Below are 14,051 nucleotides of genomic sequence, written 5' to 3'. Positions count from 1 at the left end.
TATCAAGGGGTTCTTTTTTGAAATTAAATGTAAAGCTAAATGTAAAATAGGTATTTAGGCTGTTTCTATTTTTAATAATTTTTATTTAGGACAGTATTGATATTTTTTTAAATAATTACATGGACATCTGCCCAAGTATTGTCGCACATAAAAAAAAGTTGTACTTTTGCAGCCGTTACATAATAATCATTAAACAATATTGGAATGTACTTAACATCAGAAAAAAAGGCAGAAATCTTCGCAAAACACGGAAAATCTGCACAAGACACAGGGAGCGCTGAAGGACAGGTAGCTCTATTTACTTACAGAATTAACCACTTATCTCAGCATTTGAAGGCAAATCGTCACGATTTCAATACTGAAAGATCTTTGGTAAAATTAGTAGGTAAAAGAAAAAGTTTATTAGATTATCTTAAGAAAAAAGATATTACAAGATACAGAGCAATTATTGCTGAACTTGGTCTAAGAAAATAATCTGAAAAGATTTTAAAAATGAAGCAACTTCGAAAGAGGTTGCTTTTTTCTTTTAATACCACAAAACCTCATCTAAAATTTACTGATCTTTAAAGAAATCGTTTAAATTTGTTTTCCTAAAACTTTAATCTACTGACTTGAAACAGTTTTATCTCTATATCTTCATTTTAATTTCAGGATTTTGCAATGCTCAGGAATCAGATACAATTTCAAAATCCAATTTGCAAACTTCTGTAAGCCTGCAATTAGGAAAGTTTTTAGACACTAACGATTATCTTAAAAAACTCAAACAGAAAGAATTTATTGGAGCTTCCGCAGAATTGAAGGTACAGACAGACGGAAGCAAAGAATGGCACAGAAGATTTGGCAGACCTTATTACGGAGGAGGAATTGTAGCTTTCGATTTTTTGAAAAACAGTGAAATGGGAAAACCATTTGCCATCTACGGAACTTTTGGCGGTGTTATTAAAGAAACCCCTACTCATTCCTGGAACTATGAAACCAGCGGGGGTTTTGCATTCAATTGGACGCCCTACGATTTGGAGAAAGGATATAAAAATCAGACATTTGGCTCGTCTGTAAGTGTTTACATTAATTTAGGAGCTAATTACATCTATTATTTAGGAAAACATTTTGACTTAGGAATAGGTTTAAATTTCAACCATTTTTCAAATGGAGCTCTTAAACTCCCAAACAAAGGGATGAATACCCTATCTACAAAATTATCTTTAACCTATCATTTCGATGAAAGAAAATTTGCTCCAAAAGATTCTTTAACCTCTTTTGATAAATATTCTACACTCGATGTAAATGCTTTCGGGGCGGTAAGACATTCTATTTTTTACGGTGTAGATGCTGGATTTAAAGAATCTGATGTGGATATGATTCAGAAATTTAAAGGCAGATATTATCAAAACTGGGGAATAGAAACTATTTACCATAGACAAATAAGTTATAAATCTTCATTAGGTTTGGGAGTTGGAGTCATGTATGATGCAGACTATAATCATAAATTTTATCAGGATGAAACGGGAGCGATTCAGGTAACAAAAAGATTTAAAAACGATCAGCTTTTACTTAATATTATCCCGTCCTACCGTCTTACTATCTCAAGATTTGCAATTCTTGTACAACCGGGATTTTATCTTTTCAAAAAATCTATTGATAAAAGATATGACAAAACCATGTTTTACCAAAGACTTGGCTTTCAATATACTATAGGAAAGAATCTGCTCATAGGAATTGGTTTGCGTTCGTATCTCTTTCACAAAGCAGATTACATCGAATGGAGAGTTGGGTACAGGATTTTCAACAAGAAAAACTCTTAAAAGATGAAGAAAAAATGATAAAATTCAGCCTAAATAAGATACATCATTTCATTTAAAACAAAAACACTAAATTTGCAGACGAAATTTAGACGAAATAATTAATTTAAAAGCACTCAATACGGAGTGCATCACAAACAAATTTATGAGTGTACCTCAAGCAATTACAGAGCTGATTACTCTTGCAGACGGCAGAGAAATCACAATTGAAACAGGGAAATTAGCAAAACAAGCCGATGGATCTGTAGTCGTAAAAATGGGCGGAACAATGCTTTTAGCAACTGTTGTAGCCAACAAAGAAGCCAATCCTGGTGTCGATTTTTTACCTTTAACAGTAGATTACAGAGAAAAATTCTATGCAGGCGGTAAAATCCCCGGAAACTTTTTCAGAAGAGAAGCTAGACCATCTGACCAGGAAATCCTGACGATGCGTTTGGTAGACAGAGTTTTGAGACCATTGTTCCCGGAAGATTTCCATGCGGAAGTTCAGGTGATGATCTCGTTGATCTCTTATGACGGACAGTCGATTCCTGATGATTTGGCGGGTCTTGCAGCATCTTCGGCAATCGCCATTACAGATATCCCTTTCAACGGACCAATGTCTGAAGTGAGAGTGGTAAGAATTGATGGAAAACTTTCTATCAATCCAAAATTTGAAGATCTTGCAAAATCTGACCTTGATATTATGGTTGGAGCAACGAAAGATTCTATCGTAATGGTAGAAGGTGAGATGAAAGAAATTACAGAAGCAGAAATGCTTGAAGCGATTACTTTTGCTCACGAAGAAATTAAAAAACAGGTAGAAGCTCAGGAAAGATTGGCTGCAAAAGTTGGAAAATCTTTACCTAAAAGAGAATACAACCACGAAACTCACGATGAAGCCATCCGTGAAAAAGTTTGGAAAGAGACTTATGATAAAGTTTACGAAGTAGCAAAAACCCCTTCCAGCAAAGAAGAAAGAGGCGAAAAATTCAAAGCGGTACGTGATGAGTTTTTAGCTCAATACGTGGAAAATCCAGAAGAACTGGAAAGAGTAACGCCTTTCGTGAAAGTCTATTACCACGATGTGGAAAAAGAAGCGATGCGTCAGATGATTTTGAATGACAAAATTAGACTTGATGGTCGTGATCCTCAAACGATTCGTCCAATCTGGAGCGAAATCGATTATTTACCGGGAGCTCACGGTTCTGCAATCTTCACAAGAGGAGAAACTCAGTCTTTAACAGCTGTAACTTTAGGTTCTGTGAAAGATGCGAATATGGTGGACAGTGTAATGGTTAACTATGACGAAAGATTCTTCTTACATTATAACTTCCCTCCATTCTCTACAGGTGAAGCTCGTCCTTTAAGAGGAACTTCAAGAAGAGAAGTGGGTCACGGAAACCTGGCTCAGAGAGCTTTGGCAAATATGATTCCTGAAGAAAATCCTTATACCATCCGTGTAGTTTCTGATATTTTAGAATCTAACGGATCATCTTCTATGGCGACTGTCTGTGCAGGAACTTTAGCTTTGATGGATGCAGGGGTTCAAATTAAAAAGCCAGTTTCAGGTATTGCGATGGGATTGGTAACGGATGTAAAATCAGGAAAATTCACAGTGCTTTCTGACATCTTAGGAGACGAAGATCACTTGGGTGACATGGACTTCAAAGTGACGGGAACTGCAGACGGAATTACTGCTTGCCAAATGGATATCAAAATCCAAGGGCTTTCTATGGATATTATGGAGAAGGCACTTTTACAAGCTAAAGAAGGAAGACTTCATATCCTGAACAAAATCACCGAAACTATTGCTGAACCAAGAGAAGATGTGAAACCTCACGCTCCGAAAATGGTGATGATGGAAATCCCTAAAGATTTCATTGGAGCTGTAATCGGGCCTGGTGGAAAAATCATTCAGCAAATGCAGAAAGATACCGATACTGTTATTGCTATCGAAGAAATTGGAGAAATCGGAAGAATCGAGATTTCCGGTGTGAGCAGAGAGAAAATAAACGAGGCGATTGCGAAAATCAACGAAATCACTTTTGTACCTGTTGTAGGCGAAGTTTACCAAGGTAAAGTAGTGAAAGTAATGGATTTCGGAGCTTTCGTAGCGATTGCTAAAGGTACTGAAGGTCTTCTTCACATTTCTGAAATCGAGTGGGCTAGACTAGATAAAGTTCCTTACAAAGAAGGTGACGAGGTTGAAGTTAAATTTATGGGTTATGATGACCGTAAGAAAATGAAACTTTCAAGAAAAGTTTTGTTGCCAAGACCGCCAAGACCAGAGAAAAAAGAAGGTGAACAAAGAGGTCCAAGACCGGAAGGAAAACCAAATACTGAAGGAAAAGATAAGCCGGAACAACAAGCTTAACATTTCTTTAAATATATTAATCCCTCGAATTTTCGGGGGATTTTTTGTTAGATTTTAGAAATTTTATTTGAGTATAAAAACTTTTTTCATCCGAATTTTATAGAAGCTGCTGTCTTGTATATTCATTATAAAATTCAAAAATATTAAGAGCTTTCTGGCACAAAACATAAGTTATTGAAAACTAAAATATTAACACAACATCTATTTACAATAATATTTGTTGTATATTTGCAGAAGCAATTAATAGAAAGGTTTTCAGCTTTTACATCCAAGTAAAGTTCAAAATAATTATTTTTCTCTCAGTTTCACATTTCAGATGCCTCCGTTTATCATTAAAATACTTGTGCGGGCAATCTTTTATCCATTACTGAAAAACAATAGTCTACCTTTCGGATTTAATCGGAAAATGTTTTTGGGTAGAGCAGGTAGACTTCAGAGAGGAGTTTTATCTTTAACAACAGCACGTAACAAATAAATTTTTACATATATATGGCGGATTCTTTCTCTAAAAAAGAAAATTTTAAGAAAAAATTACAGAAAGCAAAAGAAAAAGCTCAGAAAAGAGAAGAGCGTAAAACAAGCAACAATAAAGGCAAAAGCCTTGATGACATGATTATGTATGTGGATGCAAACGGTCAGCTAACCAGCACTCCACCAGACAAGAATAATGATGAGGATTTCGATATCAACAACATTCAGCTTGGAGCAGCTCCTATTGAGGCTGAAGAAACAGTTAAAACAGGAATTGTAACATTTTTTAGCGAAAAAGGTTATGGTTTTATTACAGAAGACGGTTCTAAGGAAAATGTATTTTTCCATAGCAATAACTGCATGGAACCTATTAAAAAAGGAAACAAAGTTTCTTTTGAAAAAGAAAAATCTCCTAAAGGCTTCGTTGCCGTTGAGATTAGAATGGTGAAATAATATTTGAAAGATAATCCTTTCAGATTCTTTATAAAAAATCCGCTTCAGTATAAAATGAAGCGGATTTTTTATGATTTAAATTTTAAGTAATTATTTTTTAGCTTCTCTTCTCTGAGCATCCAAAACTGCTACTGTTGCCAAATTCACGATTTCGTCTACACTAGAACGCATCTGTAAAACATGTACAGGCTGTTTCAATCCCATTAAAATAGGTCCGATAACCTGAGCAACCTTCATTCCTCTTATAATTTTATAAGAAAGATTTGCAGATTCCAGGTTAGGAAATATAAATGTATTTGCAGGAGTTTGTCCTAATTTAGAAAACGGATAATCGCTTAAATGATCTGCATCCATAGCAAAATCTGGCTGAATTTCTCCATCAACAATCATTTTAGGATATTTTTCGTGAAGCATGCTTACTGCTTTCGCCACTTTTTTAGAAGTTTCTGAGATCGCAGCAAAATTTTCGAATCCAAGCATAGCAATTCTTGGTTCTATGGCAAAAGATTTTACTGTAAACTCTGCCATTTTCGCAATATTTACCAAATCTTCAGCCGTAGGATTTTGATTTATGGAAGTATCGGCAAAGAAAATAGGTTTCTTTTCAGATAAAATCATCATCATCGCAGCTACTTTATCCACTCCTTTATCTTTTTCTATAATTTCCAGAACAGGACGAAGAACAGAAGTATAATTTTTAGAAAAACCTACAATTAAACCATCTGTATCGCCATGTTTAAGCATTAAAGGTCCGAAATAATCTCTTTGGCGTACAAATCTTTTTGCTTTGTATTCGTTCATTCCTTTTCTCTGACGAAGCTTCCAAAGAGTTTCTCTGTACTTTTTACGGTTTTCTTTTTGGTCATCATCACTTGGATCTACAATTGGTAAATCTAACTGAATTCCGAAACGCTCCATCTGCTTCTTGATGTATTTTTTGTCACCCATAAGAATAGGATGTGCAATTCCTTCTTCGTATAATATCTGAGCAGCCTTCAACACATTGTATTCCTCGGCATTCCCTAAAGTAATTCTCTTAGGATTTGCTTTAGCGCGGTTCTGCATCATTCTAATCAGCTTTTCATCTCTGCCCATTCTGTCGAGAAGCTGGTTTTCGTACTCTTCGAAATCGGAAATTGTTTTTCTTGCAACCCCACTTTCTATCGCTGCTTTGGCAACTGCACTAGAAACCTTGGTAATCAATCGGTTATCAAACGGTTTCGGAATAAAATATTCTCTACCGAATTGTAAATTCTTTAAATTATAAGCTAAAACAACCGCTTCCGGAACAGGCTCTTTTGCCAAATCGGCAATGGCGTGAACAGCGGCAAGCTTCATTTCTTCATTAATTCCTCTTGACTGAACGTCCAAAGCTCCACGGAAAATATAAGGAAAACCTAAAACATTGTTTACCTGATTAGGAAAATCGCTTCTTCCTGTTGCCATAATAACGTCTTTTCTTGTAGCAATAGCCAAATCGTAAGAAATTTCCGGATCCGGATTTGCCAATGCAAAGACGATAGGATTTTCGTTCATACTGCTGATCATTTCAGCCGTCATGATATTTCCTTTAGACAAGCCAATAAAAACATCGGAACCTTTTAAGGCATCTTCAAGAGTATCGATATCTGTCTGAGCAATAAAATCTATTTTCTCTGGCGTAAGGTTTTCTCTTTTATGATTAATAACTCCTTTGCTATCGCACATTAAAACATTTTCTCTTTTCAGACCTAAAGAAATATAAAGATTAGTACAAGCAATGGCTGCAGCTCCTGCTCCATTTACCACCATTCTTACTTCTTCAATTTTTTTATTGGCAATCTGAAGTGCATTAATGAGTGCTGCCGCAGAAATAATAGCGGTACCGTGCTGGTCGTCGTGCATTAAAGGAATATCTAATTCCTCCTTCAATTTTTGTTCTATATAAAAAGCTTCAGGTGCTTTAATATCTTCTAGGTTGATTCCTCCGAAAGTGGGAGCAATACCTTTAACAATCTGTATAAATTTATCTGGATCTTTTTCGTTGATTTCAATATCGAAAACGTTGATATCTGCAAAAATTTTAAATAAAAGTCCTTTTCCTTCCATTACGGGCTTTGAAGCTTCCGCACCAATATCTCCCAACCCTAAAACTGCTGTTCCGTTAGAAATAACTGCCACCAAATTGCCTTTTCCGGTATAATCATATACTGTTTCCGGCTTATCGTGAATTTCCATACAAGGAACAGCCACACCCGGAGAATATGCCAAAGATAAATCTCTTTGTGATGAATGGGGTTTGGAAGGAATAACCTCTATCTTACCTTTTGGTTCTGCTTTATGATAATCTAACGCTGCCTGATTAAATTTTGCTTCGTCGCGATTGTTTTTGCTTGCCATAAATTTTTTCTTTTTTTAAAGTATATATTGTATGTGGTAATTCACAAGACTTTCGATAGGCTTCTGAACAATTTGTCCCACATTAAGATGAAGTTCTGATGCTGCAGAACGTAAAATATCTTCGTAATAATAAGCGATAGATCCTATAAAATTAATTTCTGCAGTTTGCGATTCTTCATAAGAAAGCACATGATAATCGAAAAAATTCTTTATTTCTTCTAAAATCATCTGTCTGAAATAAGGATGTTCTTTTCTTTCTACCACAAATTTATTGAAATCTGCCAAATATGCATTGGGTCTAGAACCGTGGTACATATTTTTCAAGGCTTCTTCTATGGTTAAATGATAAGTGTTTTCGAACTCAGAATGTAAATCGGACGGAAGTTTCTGCATAAAAAATCTTCTTACCACTTGTTTTCCTATCGCACTTCCGCTACCTTCATCACCCATGAGAAAACCCAGTGAAGGAAGTTTTATTTTCACTTTCTTCCCATCAAAAAAACAAGAATTAGAACCCGTACCCAAAATGCAGACAATAGCAGGTTTGCCTCTGTAAGCTGCATAGGCTGCTGCGGTAAGATCTTCTTTAACAATAAGATTTTCTGCTTTGTGAAAGAATTTTCTCAGTTCCCTTTCAATCGTTGCACAATTTTCTGCCACACCACAACCAGATCCGTAGAAAAAAATTTTTGTAATAGAATTTCTTACAGAGCATAAGTTAATATTTTTTTCGATCTCCGGAACAATGAGATCTGCAGCAATATTATTGGGATTGAAGCCTATTGTTTCTGTTTTAAGGAAGATTTTATTGAAATCGTCTAAAATAACCCAATCGCACTTGGTGGAGCCTCCATCAACAATCGCAACCATATTCTGTTTTTTTAAGAGGGCTAAATTATGAAATTTATCTTTATTAAACTTTAGAAACAGGGTTCGGAGTAAGTATTTATGATTAAGTTCAGTTTTTAAGCCTGAGTATTGTTGTGATTGAATTGTACAAGCCAGTCGTTGATTTCCTCTTCGAGATAAGAAGCCTGTAAATTGATCGCTTCAAGAAAATCATCGGTAACAGAATTTCCTTCTGAATTCTCTAAATTCCAAATATCATCGGAAATATTTTCGTATTCAGAATACACTCTTCTGAAACGTGAATTTTCTTTCTCGAGAGCTTCAATATTTTTTTGATGAAGCTGAAATTTTCTGTACTTGTTTTGAGATTTCATACAAATATTAGATTATCGGGTTGTGTAAAAATGATATAAACGATTCTCAATCATCCATTACAAGATAGAAAGACCATCAACAGAAAATGTTGAAAATGAATTTTTTATCAGATGTAATTCCTTCGGTTCTGAAAATTAAAATTATAAATTATTTTCATTCAAAAAAAAATTTTAACAAGTTTTTTCACTGTTTAACATATAGTTATAAATTTGCGTATTATAAAAATAAATGAGAGCATTATTATTACGCCACAAACAGGTATTGTTATTTATCATTGCAGGCGGACTGAGTGCTGTAGTAGAAATCGGAAGTTTTAAACTATTCAGTATTTATCTTCCGCAGATTATTCTTCAGGAACAGGATTTCCATGGGATTCATTATCCGTTCAGTAATATTCTTTCTACTACATGCGGGATTTTATTCAATTATTTCCTAAGCATCTGGTTTGTTTTTGAAAGAGGAAAGCATTCTAAGAAAAAAGAGTTTGCATATTTTATGATTGTTTCATTTATTTCAACTCTTTTAAGTCTTACTTTTTTTCAGGTTTTTTACAGTTTTGTATTTAAATCGAACATCAATTTAATTTTTTATACCTTGAGTCCGGAAATGATTAGTAAAATTGCAGCTATTGTGCTGGTTTCCATACTTAATTATTCAGTAAAGAAAAAAGTAATATTTAACGGTTGATGGTGACGAAGATTTTAAATTATCTGTGGAGAGCTTGGCTTATTATTCTCGCATTTTTCCTAACGATTATTCTGGGAATTCCGGTTTACATCTTATCCTATCGAAAAAAAAATTACAAATACGCCTATAAATTCATTCGTCTCTGGTGTATTGGGATGTTTTACGGTATGGGGATGAGATATGAGCTCATTAATCTCACCCATAAAAAAGTTGATAAAAACAGGCAGTATGTTGTTATTTCTAACCATACCTCTATAATGGATATTATGCTTCCCTGCATTTTATTTCCCAATCATCCATTATGCTATGTAGGAAAAAAAGAGCTTGAAAAAATCCCTATTTTCGGAACAATTTATAAAAGAATTTGCGTGATGGTAGACCGAAGCAGCGCAAGAAGCCGTGCAGATGTTTACAGAAGATGTGCCGAGAAGATGGAAGAAGGAAACAGCATTGTAATCTTCCCTGAAGGTGGGGTTCCGGATGATACTACTATAGTTTTGGACGATTTTAAGGACGGAGCTTTTACACTTTCCTCAAAGCATAACTCTCCAATTGCAGTTTTCACCTTCATTGGTTTAAAGGAAATGTTTCCGTTCGACAACTCCAAAGGATATCCCGGAAAAGTAAAAGTATTTTTTAATGATATCCTTGAGCCTACAGAATCTCCCAAAGACCTAAAAACAAAGGCCTTTGAGACGATAAAAAAAACCTTATCAGAACACAGTTAATCAAAGAAAACAATTATATTTGTCCTTTAATTTTAATATATGAGCTCAAATACACAACAGACCAAGTGGTCGCAGTTTCTCTCGCTAATTGTCGTATTTTTTTTCTGGGGTTTTGTTGCAGCAAATAATGATATCCTCATCCCGGTTTTCAAAAAATGGTTTGTGCTTTCGCAGGTTCAGAGCCAGCTTGTAGCGTGGGCATTTTATGTTGCGTATTTTGTAGGATCTGTTATATTTTTCATCATATCTTTAAAAAGTGACATTCTTCAAAAATTTGGCTACAAAAAAACACTTGCCGTAGGATTGTGTCTTTCCGCATTAGGAGCATTCATGTTTGTACCGGCAGCATTGTCTGCAAACTTCTGGTTTTTCTTATCTGCTTTGTTTATCGTAGGTTTAGGCTTTTCTGTTCAGCAGATCGTAGCAAATCCTCTTGCCATTAAGATGGGAAGCCCGGAAACGGGAGCACACCGTTTAACCCTTGCAGGCGGAATCAACTCTCTTGGGACTACCATTGGACCTATCCTTTTAGGAATTATTCTTTTCGGAATGGGAAACAAAGAAGAATCTCAACCCAAAGCAAAGAATTTATCTAAAATTGAAATCGTAAAATCTGAATATTTAACTCACAAAGAAGAGTTGTCTAAAAATATTCTTGAACTTCAAAAAGACAATCAGGATGATGCAACCGAAGTAAAGAAGGTAATTGCCACCGTAGAACATCACATTTCCTCTTTAGACACAGAAATTCAGTCGATTGAACAAAATTTATCTGCCAATGATTCTCAAGTTGATGAATATTCTAAAAAACTGGGTAAGATTAAGGAAAAGACCATAAGCATACAGTATCCTATAGGTTTTGTGAAAGATCATCTTAAAGAGGTGAAAATGCCTTTTATTGGTTTAGGGATCGCTTTTATTCTTGTTGCTATTTTCATGCTGTTTTCTAAAATTGAAGATCCTGCAAAAGAAGAAGAGGCAGAAATTGAGGAAGGCTCGGCTAACTTCAGTATTTTCAGATATCCACAACTTTATTTGGGAATGCTTGCAATCTTTATTTATGTTGGTGTAGAAGTTACCATCATCAGTAATCTTCCTGCCTTGCTTCATACTAAAGAGTTTGGAGGAATTTTAGAACACAATATTGCTCCTTTCGTGTCATTATACTGGGGAAGTTTAATGATTGGTAGATGGAGCGGCAGCGTAAATGTATTCAATATGTCTAAAACCATGAATACCGCAATGAAATTTATCATTCCATTTATAGCTTTTGCCATTATTATTTTTGCCAACGAACTGAGTGGTAAAGATGTTTCCAGCTTTTATGTGTATGCATTCTGGATTCTTGCATTTATCATCATGAGTTTTATCGGAGGAAAAATGGCAGGAAGAACATTAATGATCTTCGGAATGGCAGGTGTTATTATGATGTTTTTAGGCTTAGTTTATCCAGATAAAGAAATGGCTAAATATTTCTTTATATCGGGTGGTCTTTTCTGCTCTATCATGTGGCCTTCTATTTTCGATCTTGCGATTGCGGGACTTGGCAAAAACACCGGTAAAGCATCTTCTTTCTTAGTAATGATGATTTTAGGAGGCGGAATTATTCCTCTTATACAAGGCTACATTTGTGATTTTGACAAAACAAGCCCTGAAGGCGTAATGGGAATTACCTGGACTCATTTTTCTTATGTAATCCCAATAATCTGTTTTGCTTATATAGCATTCTATGGTTTTATAACGCCAAAACTTTTGAAGAAACAGGGAATTGTAATGGGAGAAACTACATCAGGAGGACATTAATATGATGACTAAAACATATCATAAAAAAAAGAGAATTTGGGCAGCTATTTTAGTTGTCCAATTTCTTTTGTTCTATTATTTTTCAAAAATAAGTTTCTTAATTTCTTTTTTTGAAAGTTTTTTTGAATTTCAGAGAAAATTTCACATCCTTCTCTTTTCGTGGATACCCTGTTCTTTCGGAGACATTGTGTATACGGTTTTAGGAATTGTTTTTTTGATTTTAATCATTCAATTATTTCGAAAAAAAACACGAAATAACGCTTTTTTAAAAATACTTATAACTGTAAACATTTTTTACTTTTTATATCAGATTTTTTGGGGAATGCTTTATTTTCAGACACCTGTTGCCGCCAAACTTCCTAAAATAGAAATCACACTGGAAGCAAGAAAGAAACTGGCTCTTGAATATCTTGAAAAAGCCAAAGCCACCCGAAAACTTATAAACCAAGACCGCAATGGCATTTTTATAATTAAGGATTTACAGTCTATTCAAACCGAAATATTAAGCAGACAAACTATACTTCCTGCCTTTATTACGAACAAAAAAGCCTTACCCGTAAATTCTATTAAGAAAAGTTTATATTCGAAACTGATGAGCTTTACCGGAATTTTAGGATATTACAATCCTTTTACGGCTGAAGCACAATACAACTCTAATTTGCCTTCATCTTATCTTCCTTTTACCATTGCACACGAAAGTTCTCATCAGTTGGGTTTTGCCAGAGAACAAGAAGCCAATTTTATAGGATATCTAATGGGTGTAGAATCTACAAATAACGATCTAAAATACAGTACAGAATATTTTACTTTAAAAAGCCTTCTCAATTCAATAGTTCAGGAAGACGAAAATTTTGTGAAAAGTATGCTAAATAATTATTCCGATGGGATGAAAAGAGACAGAAGCTACGAGAAGAAGTTTATAAAAGAACATGAAGGCTTGGTTACTGACTTTTTTGGCTTTACCAATAATCTTTTTTTAAAAAGCAATCGGCAGGAAGGTTCGATTACCTATTCATATTTTATCGATTTGTTGGTACGATATAAAAGCATGGAAGCTAAATAAAAAAGAACCGTATCTTACGATACGATTCTAAAAACACAAATGATGAAAAAAAATTTATTACCTTGATTTGTTCCCTCATTCAAGGCGGTGTAAAAGTACAACATTTTTTCTAAATTCAAAATTATGTTGCTAAAAAAATAAACATTTTAATAAAACTTTATGATTTTAAATTTTATTAACAAATATCTTTTCCCTATAAAATGATTTAACAAGTCTTTCAAAATCCCTGATAGCACCAAATTATCAGGATTCGAAAGTGAATTATATTTTTTATTCTATCCAAATCCTTATCATTAATTCCGGACAACTTTATTTCTTTATAATAATCAATTCAGAAAATGATTTATCTTAATTAAAAATGGTAAGATAATTTTGATTTTTGAAATGTCTTTTTACAAAAGCCTCAGATTTAAGTTCATAGAAAACACTTTGTTCAAAAGCTTCCACTTCTTTAAGTTTAAAATCTATGAAATCTACAATTTTTGTAACAGAATTATAAAATATCCTGTAAAGAGACATACTCACCGTATTTCCTGCTGAGGAAAGAAAAGCGTTTAAAAAAGGCAGTTGTTTCTGATGTTGTATCGAATCAATATAAAAACCAAAGTTTCTCTTTTCACAGATTATATAAGAATTATGAAGGTAGTCTGAAATAGTTTCGTTCTCTTTCATGGTAATTTTATTTTTGCTTAAATAATCGTGGATAGAGTCTAAAATATATTGAGCATATTCCATCATAGATATTGTTTTCGTTTCTGCAACAGGAGTAAATTTTGCATTGCCTCCCAATTCTGCACCAAAAGACAATCCGTATTTTTCATAATTAGGAAAAACATAATTTTGCAATTCTACACTCGCTTCAGGAATAAGTTTATCCTCAGAAAAACTGTAACAAACATATTCTTTGTACATGTCTTTTATATATAAAAGAAAATCGGTTTCGGAAGTGTTTCCCTGATTTTCAAACCATTTTTCCAGATTATCATAATAATCGGCTTCGAAATCTCTAAAATTTAAATAAAACGGGACTTTCATTGCTTAAATATTTTCAAAGCAAAACTAAACCTGTGTCGCGACAAAAGTTGTCG

General features: G+C 34.2%; 12 protein-coding genes. 8 read left to right on the top strand and 4 right to left on the bottom strand.

The features are described 5' to 3' along the window. Positions 1-204 precede the first annotated feature (204 nt). The 4 genes from rpsO (at position 205) to IV513_RS02015 (ending at position 5,079) form a co-directional block, all read left to right on the top strand. Positions 205-474, top strand: a complete 270-nt coding sequence (gene rpsO / locus IV513_RS02030; protein WP_089745669.1) for a 30S ribosomal protein S15 — start codon at positions 205-207, stop codon at positions 472-474. 137 nt (positions 475-611) lie between these two features. Next, on the top strand, positions 612-1,802 hold the full coding sequence (locus tag IV513_RS02025) for an acyloxyacyl hydrolase (protein WP_209388848.1): 1,191 nt from the start codon (positions 612-614) through the stop codon (positions 1,800-1,802). A gap of 142 nt (positions 1,803-1,944) precedes the next feature. Further along, positions 1,945-4,155, top strand: a complete 2,211-nt coding sequence (locus tag IV513_RS02020) for a polyribonucleotide nucleotidyltransferase (protein ID WP_209388847.1) — start codon at positions 1,945-1,947, stop codon at positions 4,153-4,155. A 489-nt stretch (positions 4,156-4,644) separates the two neighbouring features. Then, positions 4,645-5,079: a cold-shock protein gene (locus tag IV513_RS02015; RefSeq protein WP_209388846.1), complete on the top strand. Its 435-nt coding sequence runs from the start codon at positions 4,645-4,647 to the stop codon at positions 5,077-5,079. A 90-nt stretch (positions 5,080-5,169) separates the two neighbouring features. Here IV513_RS02015 and IV513_RS02010 read toward each other — a convergent pair whose 3' ends face one another. The 3 genes from IV513_RS02010 to IV513_RS02000 form a co-directional block, all read right to left on the bottom strand. Continuing rightward, entirely contained in the window at positions 5,170-7,458 is a 2,289-nt protein-coding gene (locus IV513_RS02010) for an NADP-dependent malic enzyme (RefSeq protein WP_209388845.1), read from the bottom strand. A gap of 15 nt (positions 7,459-7,473) precedes the next feature. Then, the gene (locus IV513_RS02005) at positions 7,474-8,328 is read right to left on the bottom strand and encodes a BadF/BadG/BcrA/BcrD ATPase family protein (protein WP_209388844.1); all 855 of its coding nucleotides are present in this window, start codon (positions 8,326-8,328) and stop codon (positions 7,474-7,476) included. 95 nt (positions 8,329-8,423) lie between these two features. Then, on the bottom strand, positions 8,424-8,681 hold the full coding sequence (locus IV513_RS02000; RefSeq protein ID WP_209388843.1) for a hypothetical protein: 258 nt from the start codon (positions 8,679-8,681) through the stop codon (positions 8,424-8,426). 229 nt (positions 8,682-8,910) lie between these two features. On the opposite strand from IV513_RS02000, the gene IV513_RS01995 reads away from it, so the two are divergent. Genes IV513_RS01995 through IV513_RS01975 form a run of 4 tightly spaced genes read left to right on the top strand, consistent with a single transcriptional unit; the run spans position 8,911 to position 12,963 of the window. Further along, positions 8,911-9,369 (top strand): GtrA family protein, encoded by a 459-nt coding sequence (locus IV513_RS01995; RefSeq protein ID WP_209388842.1) that lies wholly within the window; start codon positions 8,911-8,913, stop codon positions 9,367-9,369. Continuing rightward, on the top strand, positions 9,369-10,097 hold the full coding sequence (locus tag IV513_RS01990) for a 1-acyl-sn-glycerol-3-phosphate acyltransferase (RefSeq protein ID WP_209388841.1): 729 nt from the start codon (positions 9,369-9,371) through the stop codon (positions 10,095-10,097). The genes IV513_RS01995 and IV513_RS01990 overlap by 1 nt, the downstream gene beginning before the upstream one ends. 39 nt (positions 10,098-10,136) lie before the next feature. Further along, entirely contained in the window at positions 10,137-11,900 is a 1,764-nt protein-coding gene (locus IV513_RS15760) for an MFS transporter (protein ID WP_245168827.1), read from the top strand. A gap of 1 nt (position 11,901) precedes the next feature. Continuing rightward, entirely contained in the window at positions 11,902-12,963 is a 1,062-nt protein-coding gene (locus tag IV513_RS01975) for a DUF3810 domain-containing protein (RefSeq protein ID WP_209388840.1), read from the top strand. Between the two features lie 348 nt (positions 12,964-13,311). On the opposite strand, the gene IV513_RS01970 is transcribed toward IV513_RS01975, so the two are convergent. Next, the gene (locus tag IV513_RS01970) at positions 13,312-13,998 is read right to left on the bottom strand and encodes a hypothetical protein (RefSeq protein ID WP_209388839.1); all 687 of its coding nucleotides are present in this window, start codon (positions 13,996-13,998) and stop codon (positions 13,312-13,314) included. Positions 13,999-14,051 lie beyond the last annotated feature (53 nt).

This window comes from Chryseobacterium sp. RR2-3-20 (assembly GCF_017808115.1).
Lineage (GTDB): Bacteria > Bacteroidota > Bacteroidia > Flavobacteriales > Weeksellaceae > Chryseobacterium > Chryseobacterium oryzae.
The sequence above is the reverse complement of the archived record's forward strand: the minus strand, read 5'-3'. Positions and strand labels throughout refer to the sequence as shown.